This window comes from Acuticoccus kandeliae (genome assembly GCF_003073115.1).
The window spans coordinates 134,072-156,424 of record NZ_QBBV01000002.1 but is presented as its reverse complement, the minus strand read 5'-3'; the positions used below and the strand labels follow the sequence as shown (position 1 = coordinate 156,424).

Annotated in this window: 15 protein-coding genes and 1 tRNA gene; 5 read left to right on the top strand and 11 right to left on the bottom strand. The window is 67.0% G+C overall.

Features of this window, described 5'->3' with window-relative positions; genetic code table 11:
• Positions 1-6 precede the first annotated feature (6 nt).
• Together DBV35_RS13375 and DBV35_RS13370 are read right to left on the bottom strand one after the other, a co-directional pair.
• The gene (locus DBV35_RS13375) at positions 7-1,347 is read right to left on the bottom strand and encodes an aspartate aminotransferase family protein (RefSeq protein ID WP_108660828.1); all 1,341 of its coding nucleotides are present in this window, start codon (positions 1,345-1,347) and stop codon (positions 7-9) included.
• On the bottom strand, positions 1,347-4,016 hold the full coding sequence (locus DBV35_RS13370) for a TRAP transporter permease (protein WP_108660827.1): 2,670 nt from the start codon (positions 4,014-4,016) through the stop codon (positions 1,347-1,349). The genes DBV35_RS13375 and DBV35_RS13370 overlap by 1 nt, the downstream gene beginning before the upstream one ends.
• An 85-nt stretch (positions 4,017-4,101) precedes the next feature.
• Between DBV35_RS13370 and DBV35_RS13365 the strand changes: the two genes are divergently transcribed.
• Positions 4,102-4,656 (top strand): DUF924 family protein, encoded by a 555-nt coding sequence (locus DBV35_RS13365; protein ID WP_108660826.1) that lies wholly within the window; start codon positions 4,102-4,104, stop codon positions 4,654-4,656.
• 13 nt (positions 4,657-4,669) lie between these two features.
• Here the strand turns inward: DBV35_RS13365 and DBV35_RS13360 are convergent, their stop codons facing one another.
• Positions 4,670-5,335, bottom strand: coding sequence for a TenA family protein (locus DBV35_RS13360; protein WP_108661935.1), 666 nt, complete (start codon positions 5,333-5,335; stop codon positions 4,670-4,672).
• Positions 5,336-5,466: 131 nt separating this feature from the next.
• On the bottom strand, positions 5,467-6,432 hold the full coding sequence (locus tag DBV35_RS13355; protein ID WP_108660825.1) for a TAXI family TRAP transporter solute-binding subunit: 966 nt from the start codon (positions 6,430-6,432) through the stop codon (positions 5,467-5,469).
• 249 nt (positions 6,433-6,681) lie between these two features.
• Between DBV35_RS13355 and DBV35_RS13350 the strand changes: the two genes are divergently transcribed.
• The 3 genes from DBV35_RS13350 to DBV35_RS13340 all read left to right on the top strand — a co-directional run bounded on the left by DBV35_RS13350 (position 6,682) and on the right by DBV35_RS13340 (position 10,503).
• A complete protein-coding gene (locus DBV35_RS13350) occupies positions 6,682-7,965 on the top strand; it encodes a PRC-barrel domain-containing protein (RefSeq protein WP_205648670.1) in 1,284 nt (427 codons plus the stop codon).
• Between the two features lie 109 nt (positions 7,966-8,074).
• A complete protein-coding gene (locus DBV35_RS13345; RefSeq protein WP_157961725.1) occupies positions 8,075-9,211 on the top strand; it encodes a PRC-barrel domain-containing protein in 1,137 nt (378 codons plus the stop codon).
• Between the two features lie 155 nt (positions 9,212-9,366).
• On the top strand, positions 9,367-10,503 hold the full coding sequence (locus DBV35_RS13340; RefSeq protein ID WP_108660822.1) for a PRC-barrel domain-containing protein: 1,137 nt from the start codon (positions 9,367-9,369) through the stop codon (positions 10,501-10,503).
• Between the two features lie 62 nt (positions 10,504-10,565).
• Here the strand turns inward: DBV35_RS13340 and DBV35_RS13335 are convergent, their stop codons facing one another.
• The 3 genes from DBV35_RS13335 to DBV35_RS13325 form a co-directional block, all read right to left on the bottom strand.
• A complete protein-coding gene (locus DBV35_RS13335) occupies positions 10,566-12,167 on the bottom strand; it encodes a TRAP transporter large permease (RefSeq protein ID WP_108660821.1) in 1,602 nt (533 codons plus the stop codon).
• A complete protein-coding gene (locus DBV35_RS13330; protein ID WP_211099982.1) occupies positions 12,167-12,856 on the bottom strand; it encodes a TRAP transporter small permease in 690 nt (229 codons plus the stop codon). Before DBV35_RS13330 ends, DBV35_RS13335 begins: the two co-directional genes overlap by 1 nt.
• A 257-nt stretch (positions 12,857-13,113) precedes the next feature.
• Positions 13,114-14,112: a DctP family TRAP transporter solute-binding subunit gene (locus DBV35_RS13325; RefSeq protein WP_108660820.1), complete on the bottom strand. Its 999-nt coding sequence runs from the start codon at positions 14,110-14,112 to the stop codon at positions 13,114-13,116.
• A gap of 407 nt (positions 14,113-14,519) precedes the next feature.
• Here DBV35_RS13325 and DBV35_RS13320 point away from each other — a divergent pair.
• Positions 14,520-14,595 (top strand) — tRNA-Thr (locus DBV35_RS13320).
• A gap of 84 nt (positions 14,596-14,679) precedes the next feature.
• Here the strand turns inward: DBV35_RS13320 and DBV35_RS13315 are convergent.
• The 4 genes from DBV35_RS13315 to DBV35_RS13300 form a co-directional block, all read right to left on the bottom strand.
• Positions 14,680-15,831 (bottom strand): EAL domain-containing response regulator, encoded by a 1,152-nt coding sequence (locus DBV35_RS13315; protein WP_108660819.1) that lies wholly within the window; start codon positions 15,829-15,831, stop codon positions 14,680-14,682.
• Between the two features lie 203 nt (positions 15,832-16,034).
• Positions 16,035-16,754, bottom strand: a complete 720-nt coding sequence (locus DBV35_RS13310; protein ID WP_170134931.1) for a response regulator transcription factor — start codon at positions 16,752-16,754, stop codon at positions 16,035-16,037.
• A 185-nt stretch (positions 16,755-16,939) separates the two neighbouring features.
• On the bottom strand, positions 16,940-18,235 hold the full coding sequence (locus tag DBV35_RS13305; RefSeq protein ID WP_157961724.1) for a family 8 glycosyl hydrolase: 1,296 nt from the start codon (positions 18,233-18,235) through the stop codon (positions 16,940-16,942).
• A gap of 348 nt (positions 18,236-18,583) precedes the next feature.
• On the bottom strand, positions 18,584-22,051 hold the full coding sequence (locus DBV35_RS13300) for a PAS domain S-box protein (protein WP_170134930.1): 3,468 nt from the start codon (positions 22,049-22,051) through the stop codon (positions 18,584-18,586).
• Between the last annotated feature and the right edge of the window lie 302 nt (positions 22,052-22,353).

Below are 22,353 nucleotides of genomic sequence, written 5' to 3'. Positions count from 1 at the left end.
GGCGGATCAGCCGTGCGCGGGGAGGACGTCGGTCACCGCGGAGGAGAGGCGGGCGACGATGGTGTCGACCTCCTCGGGCGTGACGATGAAGGGCGGGGCGACAAGGATGTGGTCGCCGGTGGCCCCGTCGATGGTACCGCCCATCGGGTAGACCATCAGGTCGCGCGCCATCGCCGCCTTCTTGATGGCCGCGTTGGTCTTCGCGGCGGGCGGGAGCGGGGCCTTGGTCTCCCGGTCGGCGACGAGCTCGATGCCGAGGAAGAGGCCGCGCCCGCGGATGTCGCCGACATTCGGATGCTGGCCGAGGCGGGCCTCTAGTCCGGTCTTCAGCCGCTCGCCCATCGCGCGCACGTTGGCGAGGAGGTCGCGGCTCTCCACCGCGTCGAGCACGGCGAGGCCGGCCGCGCAGGCGGTCGGGTGGCCCATATAGGTGTGGCCGTGCTGGAAGAAGCCGGAGCCGTTGGCGATCGTGTCGTGGATCTCGTTGGTGACGAGGGTCGCGCCGATCGGCTGGTAGCCGGCGCCGAGCCCTTTCGCGACGAGGACCATGTCGGGCCGCACCCCATCCGCCTCGGAGGCGAAGAGGTGGCCGGTCCGCCCCATCCCGCACATCACCTCGTCGAGGATGAGGAGGATGCCGTATTTGTCGCAGATCTCGCGGATGCGGGCGAAATAGCCGGGGACGGCGGGCACCGCGCCCATCGTCGCGCCGACCACGGGCTCGGCCATGAAGGCGGCGACCGTCTCGGGGCCGAGGCGCAGGATCTCGGTCTCCAGCTCGTCGGCGACGCGGCGGCCGTAGGCCTCCGGCGTCTCGCCGGGTTCGGCGAAGCGCCAGTAGTGGCAGGGCGCGATGTGGCTCATCGCGTCGCTGAGGAGGGGGGCGAACTGGCGGCGGCGCCACTCATTGCCGCCGGCCGACAGCGCGCCGAGCGTGTTGCCGTGATAGCTCTGGCGACGCGCGATGATGCGGGCGCGCGCGCTTTCGCCCTTCTCCAGGAAATATTGGCGGGAGAGCTTGATCGCGGCCTCCGCCGCCTCGGACCCGCCGGAGACGAAATAGACCCGGCCGATCCCCTCCGGCGCGCGCGCGACGAGGCGCGCGGCGAGCTGCTCGGCCGCCTCGGTCGTGAAGAAGGCGGTGTGGGCGTAGGGCAGGCGGTCGAGCTGGGCCTTGATCGCGTCGATCACCGTGCGGTCGGAATGGCCGAGGCAAGAGACCGCCGCCCCGCCGCACGCGTCGAGCACGCGCCGTCCGTCTTCCGTTTCCAGGTAGATCCCGTCGCCGCGGACGGCGATCGGGAGGTCGGCCGCGCTCGCGCGCTGGAAGACGTGGGGGGAGGACATCAGAAGGCGGGCTCCGTTTGCCGCCGCCGCTGGAAGACGACCACCAGGGCGAGGAGGACGAGGGCCGGAATATAGAAGAGTTCCTTCGGCAACCGCTCCGCGTGCGTCTGGACCGTTTGAAGCACCACCGGCTCGTCGGCGTAGAAGTCGAAATCCTGCGACAGGTACGCGAAGGGCGTGCCGGGGAAGGGCTCTTCCACGGTCATCCGGTCACCGTCCTCCAGGAATGCGAGGTCGGTGCCGAGCTTCTCCTCGCCCGTCGTCCCCTCCTTGAGGGTGGTGACGAGGAAGACGGAGCCGCGCGAGTCCGGATTGTTGAAGTCCGTCCCGACGAGCTCCAGGCGCAGATTGGTGCCGACGGGCTCGGCCTCGGCGATCTGGAAGATCTCGGTGCCCGGCCGCTCGATATAAGGCGGCTGGACGAGGTCGAGCCACATGCCCGGCCGGAAGAGGGTGAGCGCGACGACCACGAGCGCGGCCGTCTCGACCCAGTTGCAGCGGGTGAGGAAGTAGCGCTGCGTCGCGGCCGCGAAGGCGAGCATCGCGATGACGGCGATCACGAACGCCTTGAGGCCGATATACCAGGGCACGAAGACCGCCTTCGCCACCCCGTCCACGATCTCGACATGCATCAACAGGAGCTCGGTGTTGAAGATGAAGAGGAAGGGGAGGAGGCCGGTCCGGATGTCGTAGGCGAAGCCCTGGAAGCCGGTCTTGATCGGGTCGCCGCCCGAGATGCCGGCCGCCGCGTAGGCGGCGAGGCCGACGGGTGGCGTGTCGTCTGCGAGGATGCCGAAATAGAAGACGAAGAGGTGCGCCGCGACGAGCGGGATGATGAGCCCCTCACTCGCGCCGAGCGAGACGATCACCGGGGCCATCAGCGAGGACACGACGATATAGTTCGCCGTCGTCGGCAGGCCCATGCCGAGGATGAGGCTCATCACGGCGACGAGGATCAGCATCAGCATCAGCGAGCCGCTGGCGAGCGCCTCGATGAACTCGGCGACGACCTGGTGCGCGCCCGTCAGCGAGATGGTGCCGACGATGATGCCGGCCGCGCCCGTGGCGACGGCGATCGGGATCATGTTGCGCGCGCCGGAGATCATGCCGCGCGCGAACTCGTCGACGCCGAGCCCGAAGCTCCCCGCGAGGCCCTTGCCGCCGCGCAGGATCGCCTTCAGCGGGTGCTGGGTGAGGGCGATGAAGATCATCGCGAGCGTCGCCCAGAAGGCGGAGAGGGCGGGCGACATGCGCACGATCATCACGCAATAGAGGAGGACGATGATGGGCAGGATGAAGTGCAGGCCCGTCAGCACCACGTCGCCGGCGCGCGGCAGCTCGGTGATCGGCGCGTCGGGATCGTCGACCTCGAGGTCGGGCCGGCGGGCGGCGATCACCAGCGAGGCGAAGTAGAAGATGAGGAAGATCGCGACGGCGATCTCGAGCGAGGCGTCCGGCATCAGCGCGGTGAGGTAGCCGAGCACATAGTGGACGAAGAAGGCGAGCGCGCCGATCGCCAGCATGCCGAACAGGAAGCCGCCGAGCTTGCGCGTGAGCGACTGCGCCTTGGAGGGCGGATGCGGCAGGCCCTTGAGGCCGAGCTTCAGCGCTTCGAGGTGCACGATATAGACGAGCGCGATGTAGGAGACGATCGCCGGCAGGAAGGCGTAGACGATGAGGTCGGTGTAGGGCGTGCCTGTGAACTCGGCGATGAGGAAGGCTGCGGCGCCCATGACCGGCGGGGTGAGCTGGCCGTTGGTGGAGGAGGCGACCTCGACCGCGCCCGCCTTCTCGGCCGGGAAGCCGGTGCGCTTCATCAGCGGGATCGTGAAGGTGCCGGTCGTCACCACGTTCGCGATCGACGAGCCGGAATAGATGCCGGAGAGACCCGACGCCACGACCGCCGCCTTCGCCGGGCCGCCGCGCAGGTGCCCGAGGAGGGCGAAGGCGATCTTGATGAAGAAGTTGCCCGCGCCCGCCTTTTCGAGGATCGCGCCGAACAGCACGAACAGGAAGATCAGCGAGGCGGAGACGCCAAGCGCGACGCCGAAGACGCCCTCGGTCTGCATCCAGAAGTGCCACATCGCCTTGCCGTAGGACGCGCCCTTCCAGCGGATCGCGTCCATCAGCCAGTCGGACGAGCCGAAAAAGACGTAGGCGAGGAAGACGCTGACGACGATGAGGAGGGGCAGGCCGAGCGCGCGATAGACGGCGATGCCGAGCGTGACGAGGCCGATGGTGGAGACGACGAGATCGGTCGTCGTCGGCAGGCCCGGCCGCGCAGCGATCTGGTCCTTGAAGACCACGAGATAGAGACAGCACGCGGCGCCGATGATCGCGAGCGCCCAGTCATAGAGCGGGATCCGGTCGCGCGGGGCGCGCGAGGTGAGCGGGAAGGCCATCGCGACGAGGATCATCGCGAAGGCGAGGTGGATGACGCGCACCTCGGTGTTGTTGAAGACGACGTGGAGCCCGGTCGCCTGCTGGATGATGAAGGGGAGCGGAGAGGCGATGTAGAGCTGGAAGAGGGACCAGATGAAGGCGATCCCGGGGATCAGATATTTCTGGTTGCCGATCGGCATCCGGGCGCCACTGTCGACCGAGGCGACGATGTCGTCCGCTGCGGTGGCTGCTCCCGGAGCATGAACATCGGTGGCTTGCGTCGTCATCGTCCCATCCTGTGCTCGCCTTACGCTAGCGTTCCATGGTTTTGGTTGCAGGCAAAGGCTTTTTTGGCACCGGACGGAGGAACCCATGACGCAAAACCTGGAAGATCGGGAGGCTCTGGACCTCCTTCGCTTCTGGCTCCACGCCGGTCCGTCGCGCTGGTTCGCGCGCGATGACGGCTTCGACGAGACGTGCCGCGGGTGGCTGCACACCTGGGAGCGCGCGTGCGCGGGCGATTGCGACGGCTGGGCCGGAACGGCGGCCGGCAGCCTCGCCCTCATCATCCTCTTCGACCAGATTCCGCGCAATTCCTTCCGCGGGATGAAGGAGCAGTTCGCGTCGGACGCGAAGGCGCTCGCGACGGCGGACGCCGCGGTCGCGGCCGGCCACGACGTCTCGCAGGTGATGCCGATCCGGAACTTCTACTACCTGCCCTACCAGCATTCGGAGGACATGGCGGCGCAGACGCGCGGGCTCGATCTCTACCGCGTCGCGGGCGACCAGGATTCCTACTACTGGATGCTCGTCCACGCCGACGCGATCCGCCGCTTCGGCCGCTTCCCCCACCGCAACAAGATCCTCGGCCGCGAGAGCACGGCCGAGGAACTCGCCTATCTCGCCTCGGGCGGGTTCGGCCACTGACGGGCCGGCGCCCTCAGAGCGGCCAGGCCGCTTCCGTGTGGGCGCCGTTCCAGAACATCCATTCGAGCTGCGTCGCCTTCGTGTAGGCGGCGTGCATCGCCTCGATGGTGCGGGGCGAGGCGGTGGCCGCCGCCTCGTCCGTCGCCTCGCGCATCCGGCGGACCGCCTCGTGGAACTCCTCGCCCGCGTAGGTGTCGATCCAGGCGTGGTACGGGTTGTCCTTGCTGGCGCGCCCGTAAATGTCCCGCCCGATCTCGGCGTAGATCCAGAAGCACGGCAGGATCGCGCCGAGGACGACCTCGTACGGCTCCGCGTAGGCGGTCGCGATGAGGTAGGAGACATAGTGGTGGCACGGCGGGGAGACGGGGGTCGCGGCGAAATCGTCCGGTGAGATGCCCCAGTCGGCGAAGAACGAGCCGTGCAGCGCCCGTTCCACCACGACGGCCTCCTTCGCGGCCTCGCAGAACTGGACCATGCGGTCGGGATCGGGCGCCTTCGCGGCCGCGATCGCGAGCGCGCGACCGAAGCCGATCAGATAGTGCGCGTCCTGCACGATGTAGTGCTCGAACGGCCCGCGCCCGAGCGTGCCCGCGGCGAGCGCCTCGTTGAAGGGCATCGTGCGGATGGTCTCGTAACGGGCGGCGTTGCGGGCCCAGGCGTCGGTGGAGAAGGTCATCATGCGCTCCGGGATCAGGATGGGATGCGGCGCGTGCGCATCCTCGATCGACCGGTTCACACGTCACGCCGCCGGCATCAAGCCTTCGGCGCGCGGAAGGGTCCGCCGGATCGCTCCGGCGGACCGATGGCGGATTACATCCAGCCGCGTTCCTTGTAGTACTTCTCGGCGCCCGGATGGAGCGGGGCGGAGAGGCCGTCCTTGATCATCTCCTCTTCCTTCAGGTTGGCGAAGGCAGGGTGGAGCTGCTTGAACTGGTCGAAATTGTCGAACACGGCCTTCACGAGGGCGTAGACGACATCGTCCGACACGTCGGCCGAGGTGATCAGCGTGGCGCCGACGCCGAACGTGTTGATGTCCTCGTCATTGCCCTTGTACATGCCGCCCGGAATGACCGCCGCGCGATAGTACGGGTTGTCGGCGATCAGCTTCTCGATCGGCGGGCCGTCGACGTCGATGAGGTCGACGTCACACGAGTTCACCGCTTCCTGGATGGCGGCGGCGGGGTGGCCGACCGTGTAGATCATCGCGTCGATCTTGCCGTCGCAGAGCGCCTGGGCCATTTCGGACCCCTTCAGCTCGGTCGCGAGGGCGAAATCGTCCATCGAGATGCCGAACGCATCCATCACGACTTCCATGGTCAGGCGCTGACCGGAGCCGGGGTTGCCGACATTGACGCGCTTGCCCTTGAGGTCCTCGAAGCTCGTGATGCCGGAATCGGACTTCGCGAGCAGGGTGAACGGCTCCGGGTGGATCGAGAAGACGGCGCGCTCCTTCTCGAACGGACCGGCGTCGGAGAAGCTCGAGGTGCCGTTATAGGCGTGGTACTGCCAGTCGGACTGGGCAACGCCGAAATCGAGTTCGCCGGAGCGCACGGTGTTGATGTTGTAGACCGAACCGCCGGTGGACTCGGCCGAGCAGCGGATGCCGTGGTCGCGGCGGCCGCGATTGACGAGACGGCAGATCGCGCCGCCGGTGGGATAATAGACGCCGGTCACGCCGCCGGTGCCGATCGTCACGAACGTTTCCTGTGCGGAAGCGCCGGTGGCGGTCGCGGCCATGGCCGCTGCCGCGACGAGCGCCAGTAGATTTGCCTTCATAGATGCTCTCCCTGTGGGTGGCGCGGCTTACGCCGCCGCCGCGTCCCGGGTCTTTGAGGCTTTGCCCCGTTCAGTCCGCGTCACCGGAAAGGTGAACGACGGTGAGCACGCAAGCCGGTGGAGCAAAATTTGTCAACGCTGGACGGGTTTGGGAGGCGGCGCGTCGGAACGCTTCGGCGGGACGTGCCGTTACTAGATCAGGACGAGAAACCTAATTCCCATTCCATAATCTAACGGAAGGAACGTATGATGGCCCGCACCTGGTTGAGCGGTACTGCCCTCGCCGTTGTCCTCGCCGCAACGCCCGCTCTTGCCCAGCAGGCCCCTGTCTGCGCCCTCACGGATCCGGCCGAGGCCGGTCCCGTCAGCGAACGTTTCAGCGCGATCGACACCAATGGTGACGGTGAGCTGACGCTCGAAGAATTCGAAGCCTGCCTCGCGTCGAACAATGTCGCCGAGGATGCCCGCGCGACTTATCTCGCCGAGTTCGAGAGCCTCGACGCCAATGGCGACGGCACGCTCGTGCTGGCCGAGCTCGAGGTTTCCGGCGACACCGCCGCGGCCGAGCCGACCAAGGTCGAGGTCGAGCAGGCCGCCGCCGCGGTTTCGGTGGAGCAGCCCGCCGCGGAGGTGCGCGTCACCGAAGCCGATCCCAAGGTGGCGGTCGCGCAGCCGCAGCCGCAGGTCGCCGTGACGCAGCACGAGCCCGAAGTGACGGTGAACCAGCCGCAGCCGGAGGTCCGCGTCGAGCAGCCCGAGCCGGAAGTGACCGTCGAGCAGGGCGAGGCGACGGTGTCGATCGACCAGCCCGAGCCGCAGGTCGCGATCGACGCGCCGCCGCCGAAGGTCGAGGTCCGCCAGGCGAAGCCCGACGTGCGCGTCGAGCAGGTGGAGCCGCGCGTGACGGTCGAGCAGCCCGATCCCGTCGTCGAGGTCGAGCAGGCCGAGGCGAAGGTCGAGATCGAGACCGAGGAGCCGAAGGTCGTGATCGAGCAGGGCGAGCCTGAGATCGTGATCGAGAAGGTGAGCGATGTCAGCGCGAGCGAGGCGGCCGAGACGGACGACACCGTCGCTGAGGCGCCGGAGGCTCCGGTGAGCGAGGCCGTCGCCGCGAACAACGCGCCGGCCGCCGAGGCCGCGCCGGCCGACGCCGAAGCCGAGGCCGAGATCGAGGTTGCGAGCGCTGAGCCCGCGATGGCCGGGACGGAGACCCCGGCCGAGTCGAGCATGATGAGCGTCGGCATCCCCTTCGATCAGCTCGAGGGCGAGGAGGCCTACAACACGTCGGGCGAGAAGCTCGGCAAGATCCGTGACGTTGTCGTCCGCCAGGACTCGAACGAGCTCTTCGTGGTGGTCTCCGCCGGCGGCTTCTTCGGGATCGGCGACAAGGAGGTGGTGTTCCCCTACGCCGACGTCGCCGTGATCAACGACGACATCGTCATCGACACCGCGATGACGGCCGACACGATCAAGGAAAGCGACCAGTATGACGAGTCGCTCTATGCCGAGGCCCCGGAGCAGGCCGCGCAGTGATCGCAACGACGACGCGCACCGCGTCGAGGCCGGGGCCGCGCGCCCCGGCCTTCGTCATGTCCGCGCGCCGGCGCGGCAAGAACAAGACCGAATGTCCGAGAGGTTTCCGATGACCATCCTTCTGCGAACCGCTTTCGTCGCGCTGATCGCCGCGACGCCCGCCCTTGCGCAGGACGCGAGCCAGGCGCCGGCCGACCCCGCCGCCGCCACGCCCGCACCCGAGGGCGCGGCGGACCGCACCCATGTGATCGTGCGCCAGCCTCCCGCGACCGTGCGCGTGTTCGAGCCGGCCGCGACCGTGACGGTGACGCAGCCGCCGCCCCGCATCACCGTGCGCCAGTTCGACCCAATCGTGACCGTGACCCAGCACAAGCCCGAGGTGTCGGTGAAGCCGCGCCAGCCGGACGTGCGCGTGGAGCTGCGCGACCCGGAGGTGATCGTCGAGCAGGCGAAGCCGACGGTGACGATCGAGCAGCCGGACCCGCGCGTGACCGTCGAGCTGCCGGATCCGGCCGTCGACGTGACGGCCGCGCCGCCGCGCGTGACGGTGGAGCCCGTCGCCCCGCGCGTCGCCGTGACGACGCCGGAGCCCTCGGTCGAGGTGACGCAGCCGGAGTTCAAGGTCGAGGTCCAGCAGGAAGAGCCGAAGATCGAGGTCCGCGAGACGACGCCGGACGTCGCGGTGAACGCCGTGGGGACGCCTGAGGTCACGGTCGAGGCGGAGGGCGAGGCCGCCGCCGCCGAGAGCGAAGCGCCGGTGGACGCCGCGCCGACCGACGCAGCCGTGGTGCCGACCGACACGCCCGCCGAGTCGGAGGCCGACACGGCGCAGACGCCGGCCAAGCCCGATGTCGCCGCGGTCGCGAGCGCCGAGACCGCCGCCGACGCCGCCGAGGCGCAGGCGAGCGACACGCCGCCGGTGGAGGTGCCCGCCCCGCCGCGCGTCCCGCGTGAGGCGATGGTGGGGATGAAGGTCGTCAACACCAACGGCGAGCGGGTCGGCGAGATCGACGACGTGCTCCTCGACCCGACGATCAACCAGCCGGTCGTCGTGGTGGCGGTCGGCGGCATTCTCGGCCTCAACCGCAAGCATCTCGTGTTCGACTATGACGAGATCCGGATGGAGGAGGACAACGCCGTTCTTCTTGCGCCGCCGACGGAGGATTCGCTGGAAGATCGTCCCGAATATTTGGAAGAAAATTATGTCGAACTTCCCGAAGAGATGATCGCGCCAGCCGCAGAGTAATTCGCGACGCAGCGCCGGGCCATTTTGCGCCCGGCGCTGATTTCATTTCAAAAGATTATCTTGAATTAATTCCGGAACATCAGGCGCGATGGGCGTGTTGTTGGGGCATGGGGGGCTCGCCATGCCGGGCCCATACGATTTTCAAAGGAGCCACTATGCCCCGCAAATGGATGCTCGGGACCGCTCTCGCCGCCTCGCTCGCGACCCTGCCGGCGATGGCGCAGACCGCCGACTCACCGTTCGGCCTGTGCGCGCTCGACGGGATGACCGAGGCGACCTTCAACCAGCTCGATCGTGACGCGGACGGCGCGCTTGGGGTCGAGGAATATCGCGCGTGCCTCGACGAGGCTTCGCTGGCGCTCGACGACAGCCAGAGCGCGGCGTTCGAGGCCGCCTTCCGCGATGCCGACGGGAACGCCGACGGCAGCCTCGTTTTCGCCGAGATCGAGAGCGTCGAGGCCGACACCGCCGCCGCCGACGCCGCGAGCGAGGCACCGCAGGGAACGATCACTGTCGTCCAGCCCGCGGCGGAGGTTACGGTCTCCCAGCCCGCCCCGCAGGTGAGCGTGTCCCAGCCGGAGCCGAAGGTCGCGGTGGTGACGAAGGATCCGACCGTCTCGGTGTCGACGCCGGAGCCGGACGTGCGCGTCACGCAGGCCGAGCCGACGGTGTCGGTCTCCCAGCCTGAGCCGCAGGTGGCCGTCACGCAGCCGGCGCCGACCGTACGCGTCGCACAGCCGGAGCCCCAGGTCTCGGTCGACGCGGGGCGCCCGGCCGTGTCGGTCGACGCCGCGCCGCCCGAGGTCGCGGTGAGCGAGGCCGAGCCCGAGGTCGAGGTCACCCAGCCGGAGCTTGCCGTCAATGTCGAGCAGGCCGACCCCGCCGTGAAGGTCGAGCAGGCCGCGCCGGAGGTTGCCGTCACAGAGACGCAGACGCAGACGCAGACGGCGGACGCCTCGGCGGCGGCTCCCGCGGCGGGTGAGCCCCAGGGCTACACGATCCGCGTGGAGGACTGGGAAGGCTCGAATGTCGTGAACGCCGAGGGGCAGGAGATCGGCCGCATCGAGGAGGTCGTCCTCGACAGCGCGACAGAGGAGCCCGCGGTGGTCGTCGCGGTCGGCGGCTTCCTCGGTATGGGCGAGAAGAAGATCGCCTTCCCCTATCGCGACTTCGCCGTCGCGGAGAAGACCATCGTCCTCGACACCGCGATGAGCGAGGACGACATCAAGGCGATGCCCGACTATGACGCGGCCGGCTACGAGGCGCTGCCGGAGACGATGATCATCCAGTAGGTCGGGTGGATCGCGACGGACATGGAAAAGCCGGGGCAGGAGCCCCGGCTTTTTTCGTTGGATCAGCGGGTGACGATTTCCGGCCCCATCAGCGCCGTCGGCAGCAGCGTGGAGAGGGGCGGGAAGTAGGTCACGATGATGAGGAACACGAAGAGCACCGCCACGAACGGCGCCGCCGCCTTCACCACCTGAACGAGACTCATCCCGGTTATCCCGGATGTCACGAACAGGTTGAGGCCGATCGGCGGGGTGATCATGCCGATCTCCATGTTCACCACCATGATGATGCCGAGATGGATCGGGTCGACGCCGAGCTCGATCGCGATCGGGAACACCACCGGCGCGACGATCAGGAGGAGGCCCGAGGGCTCCATGAACTGGCCGCCGAGGAGGAGGAGCACGTTCACCGCGATGAGGAAGGTGAACCAGTTGAACCCGGCCGACAGCATCCACTCGGTGATCGCCTGCGGGATGCGCTCCGACGTGAGCACGTGGGCGAAGATCAGCGCGTTCACGATGATGAACATCAGCATGATCGTGGTGCGCGCGGCGTCGATCATCACCTTGCGCGTGTCGCGATGGACGACGGTCGCAGGCGCGTAGGCGAGGGAGTGGACGACGTTGCGCACGAGGTGGCCGAAGCCGACCCCGAGCGCGACCGGGATGTTGTGGCTCCCCTGCCGCTTCCAGACATAGAGGAGCGCGGCGATGATCGCGGCGATGCCGCCGGCGACCGCGCGCTTGTCGAAGTCGCCCTCGCCGAGCACGAAATAGCCGATGATCATCACGACGACGAAGAGGGCGATGCCGTAGACCCAGGCGAAGAAGCCGGCGCGGGTGAGCGGGCTCGCGCTCTCGGGGAGGAAGCGCTTGCCCTTGAGGGGCCCCATGTCGCGATAGATGAAGAGGGCGACGAGGAAGGCGTAGACGGCCGCGACCGCCGCGGCCTCGGTCGGCGTGAAGACGCCGCCATAGATGCCGCCGAGGATGATGATGATGAGGAAGAGGCCCCAGGCCGCGTCCTTGCCGGCGCGCATGAACTCGCCCCAGCCGCCCCATTCGCCCTTCGGCAGGCCGCGGATGCGCGCCATCACGAAGATCGTGCCCATCAGCATCAGGCCGGCGACGAGGCCGGGGATCACGCCCGCGAGGAACATGCGGCCGACCGAGACGTCGGTGGCGGCCGCGTAGACGACCATCACGATCGAGGGCGGGATCAGGATGCCGAGCGTGCCGGCGTTGGCGATGATGCCGGAGGCGAATTCCTTCGAGTAGCCGACCTGGCGCATGCCCGCGATGGCGATGGTGCCGATGGCGACCACGGTGGCGGGCGAGGAGCCGGACAGCGCCGCGAAGAGCATGCAGGCGAGGACCGAGGCCATCGCGAGGCCGCCCTGGAAGGAGCCGACGGTCGCGATCGCGAAGCGGATGATGCGCTGCGCGACGCCGCCCGTCGACATGAAGGCCGACGCCAGGATGAAGTAGGGGATGGCGAGCAGCGTGTAGTTCTGGCTCGCCGTGTAGAGCTGCAACGCCACGGACGAGATCGTGTCCGTGGAGAAGAACGCGATGATGATCAGCGATGAGAGGCCGAGCGAAACCGCGACGGGGACGCCAAGCAGAAGAAACGTAAAGACGAGCGCGAAGAGGATTGCCGGTTCCATCAGTCCCTCAGGGCGTCCTTGTTTTCCATGACGAGGTCTTCCGCCTCGTGGCTGGCGATGATGAGCTCACGCTTGCCTTGGGCGATCTCGATGAGCGCCTGGAGGCAGCGCATCGTGAAGAGGCCGAGGCCGATCGGCAGGATGAGGTAGGCGACCCAGCGGTGGACGCGGACCTGCCCGGCCCATTCCTGCATGAAGCTCGGATAGATGAGATCGTCGAGACCGGTGCCGACGCGGAAGAAGCGCCACCAATAGTCGACGGCGCCGCCGCCGCGCGTGGTCGCGCCGAGATATTCGAGCCAGTTGCCGGAGACGAGGATCACCCCGTACATCATCGCCGCGAAGGCGCCGAACATCGCGAAGAAGCGGAAGGCGGGGCGCGGCAGGGCGCGGATCAGCGTGTCGATGCCGAGATGGGCGCCGACGCGCACGCCATAGCTCATCCCGAACAGGATCAGCCAGGCGAACAGGATGCGGTTCAGTTCGAGCGCGCCGGTGATGCCGGAATTGAAGCCGTAGCGCAGCACGACCTGGACGAAGGCGACCAGCGTCATCAGCGCGAGAATGATGGCGATGAAGATCTCCTCGAACTCGGCCATCGCGGCGGGCGCGACGCGGTCGAGGAGGAAATAGATCGTGACGAAGGCGATCAGGATCGGGAGCGGATAGGCGACGAGGAGGTCGTACATGGCCAACCTTGCGGAGTGGGCGTCACACCGTTCGGCCGGAACCGTCCGATCTGCGCGTTCGTTCACGATGCCGGCGCGGGCTCCGGCGCCTCATGCGCGCGTCCCCGCGTGTGCCGAACGCGCCGCCGCCCCCTCGGGGAAGCGGCGGCGCGCCGATTCGTCCATCCTAGCGCGGCCGGAGCGCCGAGGCGATCAACTCGCCGTGGACACCCCGCTCGCGCGGCGCCGCCGGGCGCGGACGGTCCGGCGGCAGCGGATCAGGAGCTGCCCTTGTTGGCGGAGACGGCGGCGTCGATGAGATTCTTGCCGATCTCGTCCTCGAACTGCGCCCACACCGGCTTCATGGCGTCGACCCACTGGGCGCGCTGCTCGTCGGTCAGCGTGCGCACGGTGCCGCCGGCGGCGATGATCGATTCCTTGGCGTTGTTGTCGAGCTCGGCCGCCTTCGCGTTGTACTCTTTCAGCACCTCGTTGAAGATCGTGGTGAACTGCTCACGCGTGGCGTCGTCGAGGCTGTCCATGAACTCGTCGGTCGTCACGACGAGGTAGGACAGGATCTGGTGGTTGGTCTCGGTGATGCCGTCCTGCACCTCGAAGAACTTCTGGGTGTAGATGTTCGTGTAGGTGTTTTCCTGACCGTCCACGACACCCTGCTGCAGCGCGCCATAGACTTCGTTGAAGGCGAGCTTCTGCGCGTTGGCGCCGAGCGCGGCGATCATCGCGTCGGCAACGTCGGACGTCTGGATGCGGAACTTCAGGCCCTTCGCGTCGCTCGGCACGAGGAGCGGCTTGTCGGCCGAGAACTGCTTCAGGCCGGCCATGATATAGCCGAGGCCGAGATACCCGATGTCCTGCATCGAGGTGAGCAGCTCCTTGCCCTCCGGGCTGTCGGTGAAGCGCTCGACCGCGTCGAGGTCGGAGAACAGGAAGGGCAGGTCGAACAGGCCGAACTGGCGCGTATAGGCGCCGAACTTCGACAGGGACGGCGCGGCGATCTGCACGTCGCCGAGCAGGAGCGCCTCCATCACCTTGTCGTCGTCATAGAGCTGCGAGTTCGGGAAGACCTGCATGCAGGCCTTGCCGTTCATCTCTTCATTGATCCGCGCGGCGAGTGCGGCGGCCATCTCACCCTTCGGATGGCCCTTTTCGGCGACGACGTGGCTGAACTTGATGACGATTTCGCCGTCGTCACAGTCGGCGAGGGCCGGCGTGGCGGCGATGAGCGCAACAGCGGCCGCGCAAAGCAATGCCTTCATTGGACTGACTCCCCAAGTGGTTCTTGGCCATCCTGTCGCACAGAATATTTGGCCAAGGAAGTACCTTTGTCGTTAATTGGATACCGCAGCAAGGAACGGCGATGCGATGCATGCAATCGGAAAGTCTGACTTGCAATGATTGTAGGCAACGCCACCGAATGAACCGATGATGCCGCGAAATGAGGCGGCGTAAAAGCGCAAATACGGGGCAACACCTCGCAGCGGGTTCATTGTGCGGTGCATCATAATTTGGGTTGTACGCAATCGTTGCACCGGGTTTGGGGATGCGTGCCGCAACGTCCGGCATGCGCGGGCGACATACCAAATCTGCAGGCGAATTTCGTTTCGGTGCGAGATGGCGGTTGCGGGATGGCGCCAACATCGATATCTGAGGGGCGGCGCAGCGGGCCGCTGTAGCTCAGATGGTAGAGCAACGCATTCGTAATGCGTGGGTCGGCGGTTCGAGTCCGTCCAGCGGCACCACCCCCATTTTCCGCAAAATTCAGCGACGCGATCGGGACCGAAGCTTTGCCGGCTGCGGCAATCGGGCGCGGCTTGCGGCGGCGTTCAGCCGGCGCTCGAGTTGAATTGCAGCTCGATCATGGGCGCTTCGCGCGGCGGGCAGAGCCCGAACCCCTGCAGCGACTCGCAGCCGCAATCGATCATGGTGCGCATGATCGAGGCCGTCTCGATCCCCTCGGCGCACACGTCGATGCCGAGGCGCTGGGCGAGCTGAACGCTGGACTCCACGATGGACCGGGCTTCGAGGTCCCGGTCGGACCGCGTCACGAACGAGGCGTCGATCTTGATCTGGTCGAACGGGATCGCGTGGAGGCGCTGGAGCGAGGAGAAGCCGGAGCCATAATCGTCGATCGCGAGGCCGTAGCCGCGGATGCGCAGGCGCGTGAGGGCGGCGAGAGCGTCATCGATGCCGAAGGACATGCTGCCCTCGGTGAGCTCCAGCTTCAGCCGGCTCGCCTTCTGCCCGTGACGCGCGACGATCTCGTCGAGCTGGTCGGGCAGGTCGTGGAAGTGCAGCACTTCCGGCGGGAGGTTCACGGCCGCGGCCGTATAGAAGCCGACCTTGTCCCATTCGGTGAGCTGCCGGGCGACGATGTCGAGCGCGGCGAGCGTGAGGTCGCGCCAGTCCTCCGGCGTCTTCACCTTGGGCAGGAATTCGGACGGGTTGAGGAGGCCGAGCTCGGGGTGGGACCAGCGCATCAGCGCCTCCACCGACATGAGCCCGCGCTTGCCCGAGCCGACTCTGAAGATCGGCTGGTAGTGCATCGCGATCTGCTTCAACGCGATGGCGCGCGTCACATTGAACGTGGTCGACGGGGCGATCGCGAACGCTCTCGCCAGCACCGCCGCGATCGTCGTGACGTCGAACGGCTTCTGGAAGCTCGCGACCACGTCGAGCCCGTTGCTCATCGCGAGCTCGACGGCGGCCTTGCGCGCGCGGGGCTCGCACCCGCTCATCAGCGCGATGCGCTGGCCGGGGGAGCGACGCGCGAGGAGCGCCATCAGCTCCACACCGTCGAGATTCGGCATGTTGAGATCGGACAGGACGAGATCGAACGGCTTCTCGTTCATGGACACAAGGAAGCTCTCGGCGCCGGAGAAGCGCTGCACCTCGAAGCCCTCTTCCGCGAGCGCCATCAAGAGCAGCTCGCCGATATGGACCTCATCATCAATGACCGCGATCCGCGCGTTCGCCATTGTCTGTGCCCCGACCGTTGTCGCCTATGCGACATGTAAGAGCGCTCTCAAGTCTTAGTAGGCCATTTCACGATAGGGCCCGAAATGCGCTCGGTCGTCAATTAGCCGCAACTTGACCGCAATCTCTACCGGACCTTGGTCAAAAGTGTATGATTTTTGTAATTTCTGGCGATCTCTGCGCGAAATTTTGACGCGCCTAAAATTCAGTCGATGATGTAGCCGACCCGGTGAACGGTGCGGATCTCGTTGTTCAGACTGAGTTTTTTGCGAATGCTTGAGACGTACACGTCGATCCGCCGGTCGAGCGGATCCCGCTCGCCGGGGCCGATCACTTCACGATAGAGATCGTCGCGGGTCAACACCTTGCCGCGATGACGCAGGAGGCACATCAGCGTGCGGAACTCCGCCTCCGACACCGGCGCGGTCTCATTGTCCGACGTGACCGAGCGGCGCGAGGGGTCGACCGTCCACTCGCCGAGATTCATCGGCTGCACTTCGAGCCGATTCGTCAGCCCCTGCCGGATCGAGCGCATCCGCGCCATGTGGCGTTTCACGCGGGCGACGAGCTCGCGATGCTCGAACGGCTTCGTCACATAATCGTCCGCCCCGACCTCGATCCCGATGATGCGGTCGAACGAATCGGACTTGCCCGAGACGATGATGATGCCGGTGCCCTGGATCGCCGCGAGCCGCCGCACGAGGGACATGCCGTCCCCGTCGCGCAGGCGCAGATCGATGAGGGCGAGCGAGACTTCGGACTTGTCGAGGATCGAATCGGCCTGCGCGATCGTCGCCGCCTCCAGCACCTCGAACCCTTCGTCCATCAGCATCATCGCGACGAGCTTGCGGATGTCGTCCTCATCGTCGACGACCAGGATCCGGTCCCGCTGGGCGATTCCATTGGCCTGCTGATGGATGGTCATGAATGAGCGCAGCGCCGCCTGGTCCGGACAAAAAGGGTCTGCGTCCACTATCGATGCAAACACAGCGATTTCAACCCCTTCGCGAAACAACCCGGCAACATGGTAAGCGGCCCAAGCCGCGCGCCGAGCGTCGCGAACATGGGCCGCCTGTGCCGATGCCCCGCTTATCGCGGGGCGATAGGCCATCAACGCATCGCCTGACGGACGTAGCTCTTCCGCATCATCCGGTCGCTGAAGGAGTTCGCGCCCTGCGTGACGAGATCCCGCGCCATGGCCCTGTGGCGCGACCGGGTCTCGGCCGGGCGGGCGGGGGCGAGCACCTGGGCGTTGCGCATCGCGACGGGCTGGGGCGCGGCCGGAGCCGCGGTGTGGACGCGCGGCTGGATCGGGGCCGGCACCGACCGCGCCGAGGCGATCACGACCGTGCTCATATCCGGAGCAAGGCAGTGGGCGTAGTTCTGGCGCGCCGCGACGAGGCCGAGAAGGTGGAGGCTCGAGGCGAAATAGGTCGTCGGGCGGAAGGTCTGGAGGCTCGCCGGGATCGGCACGCCGCGGGTCGCGCAGGCGGCCAGCGCCGCGATCATGCGGTAGCCCGGATCCTTCATCGGGGCGAGCACCGTGTCCATCTTGATATGATAGTCGATCGGGTGGCCGGCGCCGTTGAGGTTCCAGGCGCGATCGAACGGGGCGAAGGAGTCCGGCCCGACATTGGCGAGCGCCATGTAGAGCGGGATACGCACCGCGTCATAGGACGAGCGCGGGTTGAAGCCGTCCGCGATCATCACGTCGCGCGCTGACACCGCGATCCAGTCCGGCACGAGACCGATCCGGCCGCGCTGCGCCGAATAGGTGAGGTCGAGCCCGCCGCGGGCGATGTCGAGCCAGCCGGCCTTCGGCTCCAGCGCATCGAAGAGCTGGAAGGCGGAGTAGATATAGTAAGAGAGGTTCACCACCGGGCCGGGATTGTTCGCGGTGTCCTTGAACCCGTGATAGGCGGGCAGCAAAACCTGTCGGCCGCCGACGGTGTCGATGAGCTTCTTGCGGATGTCGCCGATGATCATCTGCGCCTCGTGGGCGTAGAGCCGGTCGTTCCACTGGAGCGCGCCGCGCAGCAGCGCGTAGGCGATGAGGATGTCGCCGTCCGTCGCGTTGTTGGTGTCGGTGACGCGGGGGCTCGTGTCCGCGCGCCAGCGCCAGGCGAACAGCGCGTCGCTGCGGATCTGCAGGTTGGCCTTGGTGAAGCGCCAGATCTGGTCGAACGTCCCGCGGTCGTTCGCCTCTAGCGCGAAGATCAGCCCGTAACCCTGGCCCTCGGAGTGGGTCTGCCCGGCATTGTCGACGTCGATGATCCGGCCACCCTCCATGAAGCGGCGCTGGAAGAGGCTCCATTCGCCCGCGGTGATGCGGGGAGCGCCAGCGGTCAGATCCGGGGTCGGGAAGGGGTTGGCGGTCGCTTGTCCGGCGACAAAAGCCGGCGACAAAGAGGCAATCGAAGCGGCCATAAGGAGCGACCGGGTCACCGACCGAATGCGGCAAAAATGAAGCCGGACAGGGCGGAAGATCGACACCATGTTTGTCCCTCAAGATTAAGCTTGAGGGAAATTACGGCGCAGTTTGCCTAAAGGTTATCAGTTAACTGTTTCGGTATGTGCGGGCGTGGCTGGACTTGTCTGGCGGTTCGGGAGATTGCCGCGATGTGTGCCGGTGGCCTCACATTGAAAACACATTTTCGACTAAATTTACAAAATGTGTACAAAAATATGGCCCGCACGGCCTCCTATGCCAGACCGTGCAGGCCCTGTCGATGCCGCTCATACTGAGCCGGTGAATTATTGTGCCGGACGCCCGTCCGGATGGGGGCCGTCGATCACCTCGCGGATCGTCACCGCGAGGTCCACCACCCTGTAGGGCTTCGACAGGAGGTTGATGTCCGCCGCGTCGGGAGACTGGCGCAGCAGCGCCGCGCGCGAGTAGCCGGAGGTGAAGAGGACGCGGATGCCGGGCCAGCGTTCGGCCAGATGCTGGCCGAGGCGGAGCCCGCTCAGCGGTCCCGGCATGATCACGTCGGTGAAGACGAGGTCGATGTCGCTGCGCTCGTCGAGCACCTTCAGCGCCTGGTCGCCGCGCGTCGCCTCCACGACCTTGTAGCCGAGGCTCTGCAGCATCGAGGACGTGCTCTGGCGCACGCTCGCATCGTCCTCCACGAGGAGGATCGTCTCGGTGCCCATCGGCGCGTCTTCGACGATGTCGCTGGTGTCGTCGGTCGCCACCACGCTCGTGGAGCGCGGCAGCCAGAGGCTCACCGTCGTCCCGGCCCCGACCTCCGAATAGATCCGGATGTGGCCGCCCGACTGTTTGATGAAGCCGTACACCATGCTGAGGCCGAGGCCCGAGCCCTTGCCTTCCTTGGTGGTGAAGAAGGGCTCGAAGACGCGCCGCTGCACCTCCTCGTCCATGCCCTCGCCGGTGTCGGACACGCGGATGAGGACATATTCGCCTGGATTCACATCGACCTGCCGCTCGGTATAGGCCTCGTCGAGCACGACATTGCGCGTCTCGATGATGATGGTGCCGCCGTCCGGCTGCATGGCGGCGCCCGCGTTGAGGGCGAGGTTGATGAGCGCGTCTTCCAGGTGGCCGGGATCGATCTCGGCGAGCCAGATGTCGGACTGAAGCTCAAGCTCCAGCTCCACGTTGGCCTGCACCGCCTTCACGAGCATCGGCCGCAGATGATCGAGCGCCCCGTTGATGTCGGTCGGCACGGGTTCGAGCTGCTGGCGCTTGGCGAAGGTGAGGAGGCGGCGCACGAGATCGCGCCCCCGCTCCGCCGCCGAGCGCGACATGCCGGCGAGCGACTTGAGGTCCGGCGAGTCGCCGGCGCGCAGCGCGATCATGTCGGCGCTGCCGAGGATGATCGTCAGCAGATTGTTGAAGTCGTGCGCGATGCCGCCGGTCATCTTGCCGACCGCCTCGAGGCGCTGCATCCGCGTCAGCTCCTCGTCGAGGAGGATGCGCTGCGTCACGTCCACGTTGATCGTCAGGATCGAGTGCTCGTGCTGGTCCGTCGGCGGGATGAGCGACCAGTTGCTGCCGACCTGGATGACCTGCCCGTCGCGCGACTTCTGCTTCAGGCGGCCGGCCCAATAGCCGGAATTCTGGATAGTGGCGAGGGCGTCGTCGAACTCGGTCGCGCTCGCGCCGATCAGTGCGGCCATCGGCTTGCCGATCGCTTCACCCGCCTTCCAGCCATAGAGCTTCTCGGCGCGCTTGTTCCAATAGGTGATGGAGCCGTCGAGATTGCACACGACGATCGCATCGTGCGCGCGGTCGAGCATCGAGGCCTGCCACTCGACGAGCGCGTTGTGCGACTTGCGCTCGGTCTGGTCGCGCAGGACCGCGACCCACACGGTGCGCGAGTCGTCGCTGAGGTCGATCGGGGTGAGAAAGACGTCGACCCACACCGTCCGCCCGTCGCGCGTGACCTGGTAGAGCTCGGTGCGCAGCGACTTGCCGTTCGCCATCGCCGCGCGGAGCGAGCTGACGGTCTCGGGCGCGACGGTCCCGGATTCCTTGTCGAGGAAGCTCGGCACGCGGCCGAGCACTTCGGCGGGGCTGAAGCCGGTCAGCTCCTCATAGGCATCGTTGACGTAGATGACGCCGACGGTCTCGGAGTCCGGCGAGACTTCGGCGATCATCACCGCGTCGCCGACCTGCGAGACGGCCGTCTCCAGGATCTGCAGCCGCTCGTCCCGGCGCTGGCCGACCGTCACGTCCCGGAACATCAGCGTGATGCCGTCGCCGAACGGATAGATCGTCACGTCGAACCAGCGGCCGGCCGCGATCTCGTAGGCCTCCAGCCGGCGGCGCTCACCGTCGGCCATCGCCTGTTGCATCTCGTCGTGCATCCGCGAGCCGATGGTGTGGGGGAACTCGTCCCACACCACGCGGCCGATGAAGGTGCTCGCGTCGCGCCCGATGAGCTTCGCGCCATGGTCGTTGATGAAGGTGCAGCGCCAGTTCCGGTCGTAGGTGGCGAGGCCGTCATCGATGCTGCCGAGGGTGACCGTGAGGCGCTCGGAAAGCTCGCGCGTGCGCGCCTCGACGATCTTCAGCTCGTTGACGTCGACGCCCGCCCCATACCAGCCCGCGATCGCGCCCTCGGCGTCGAAGACGGGGATGATGCGCAGCTTGTGCCAGCGATAGGCGCCGTCGCGGCGGCGCAGGCGCGCCTCGATCTCCATCTCGCAGCGCCCGCGCTTGCCCTCGGCCCACATCGCCTCGTAGCCGGCGACATCGGCCGGGTGGATGTGGCTCGACCAGTGGCGGTGCGCCGACGGCTCGGTGAGGCCGAGAAAATCGACGAGACGCTGGTTGATGCGCTTCGTGCGGCCCGCGACGTCCGCGACCCAGACCTTCACGGGCACCGCGTCGGCGAGCGTCTGCGTCTCGCGCCGGCTCTCGGCGAGCTCGTCGAGCGCGGCGAGGGAGCGCGACACGTCCCGGCAGACGCCGCTGATCCCGACCGGGGTGCCCGCGCCGTCGCGCACCAGCATCCCGGACAGCATCAGCGTGCGGGTCCGCCCGCCGTCGAGCGCGACACCCTCCTCGCGATGGAGCGGGTCGCCGCTCGCGAGGGTGGCGCGGACCATGTCGAGGAAATCGGTCTCAGCCCCCGCGCCGAAGCGCGCTGCGAACGCCTCCAGCGGCTCCGCGCCCGCGGTGCATTCGAGGATTGCGGCGAATTCCTTGGAAATTTGCACCGTCCCGTCGGCGCCGACCCACCAGGTGCCGACCTCGGGGCGGGCGTCGTTCGCGATCCGGTTCTCGGGCTCGGTCTCGTCGAGATGGCGCACGATATAGCGCACGCGCCCATCCACCTTGATCGGCACATGGGTGACGCGCCACCAGGAGGTGCCGTGACCGGAGGGGAGGGCGACCGCGAGGTCGGCGACGGCGTCGCGCCCGCCGCTGTCTCGGGCGGTCCCGAGAGAGCGGGCGAGGCGCGCGGCGTCCGTGTCGGAGACGCCGCCCGGCAGCGCAGCCTGTGCGTTTCCGCAGCGCTGGGCATAGGCCGCGCTGGCGGTGATGACGGCCTCGGTCTCGGCGTCGAGGAGGACGCAAAGGCCCGGCATCCCCGCGGTGAGCGCGACGAGCGCGCCCTCGATCCCCGACTCCTCACCGGTGGCGGCGGGATCCTGCGGCGCGGCATCGTTCGAAAGACGGTCGACCTCTGTCTGCACGCGGCGCAGCGAACGGAGCGCGGAATCCAGCTCATCCTGGAGCGTGGAGCGGCTCACGGAACTTTCACTATCGACCGTCGCAACCGACATCCCGAAACTCGTGCGGCAAACCAGTGGAAGCAATGACGTTTACCGACGATTGAAGAAAAATCCAATGAGTAATTTATTCCCGGTGGTCGTTTTTGCAGAATACGACATGCTGAGATTTTGAACGATCCAGTTAGATCGGAGTAAATTGAAAGAGACAACATGATCGATGCGCCGGCGTGATCATGCCGGAAAAATCGAGCCCTAGAAATGACTCAAATCGGTCGCGGAGATTCCGCGATGAGGTTGCTTGGGCGCACCTTCGCCGGTGA

Excerpts from the sequence above, each read along its gene's own strand:
- DBV35_RS13375 (WP_108660828.1), bottom strand. The coding sequence starts at position 1,347 with ATGTCCTCCCCCCACGTCTTCCAGCGCGCGAGCGCGGCCGACCTCCCG.
- DBV35_RS13370 (WP_108660827.1), bottom strand. The coding sequence starts at position 4,016 with ATGACGACGCAAGCCACCGATGTTCATGCTCCGGGAGCAGCCACCGCA.
- DBV35_RS13365 (WP_108660826.1), top strand. The coding sequence starts at position 4,102 with ATGACGCAAAACCTGGAAGATCGGGAGGCTCTGGACCTCCTTCGCTTC.
- DBV35_RS13360 (WP_108661935.1), bottom strand. The coding sequence starts at position 5,335 with ATGATGACCTTCTCCACCGACGCCTGGGCCCGCAACGCCGCCCGTTAC.
- DBV35_RS13355 (WP_108660825.1), bottom strand. The coding sequence starts at position 6,432 with ATGAAGGCAAATCTACTGGCGCTCGTCGCGGCAGCGGCCATGGCCGCG.
- DBV35_RS13350 (WP_205648670.1), top strand. The coding sequence starts at position 6,682 with ATGGCCCGCACCTGGTTGAGCGGTACTGCCCTCGCCGTTGTCCTCGCC.
- DBV35_RS13345 (WP_157961725.1), top strand. The coding sequence starts at position 8,075 with ATGACCATCCTTCTGCGAACCGCTTTCGTCGCGCTGATCGCCGCGACG.
- DBV35_RS13340 (WP_108660822.1), top strand. The coding sequence starts at position 9,367 with ATGCCCCGCAAATGGATGCTCGGGACCGCTCTCGCCGCCTCGCTCGCG.
- DBV35_RS13335 (WP_108660821.1), bottom strand. The coding sequence starts at position 12,167 with ATGGAACCGGCAATCCTCTTCGCGCTCGTCTTTACGTTTCTTCTGCTT.
- DBV35_RS13330 (WP_211099982.1), bottom strand. The coding sequence starts at position 12,856 with ATGTACGACCTCCTCGTCGCCTATCCGCTCCCGATCCTGATCGCCTTC.
- DBV35_RS13325 (WP_108660820.1), bottom strand. The coding sequence starts at position 14,112 with ATGAAGGCATTGCTTTGCGCGGCCGCTGTTGCGCTCATCGCCGCCACG.
- DBV35_RS13315 (WP_108660819.1), bottom strand. The coding sequence starts at position 15,831 with ATGGCGAACGCGCGGATCGCGGTCATTGATGATGAGGTCCATATCGGC.
- DBV35_RS13310 (WP_170134931.1), bottom strand. The coding sequence starts at position 16,754 with ATGACCATCCATCAGCAGGCCAATGGAATCGCCCAGCGGGACCGGATC.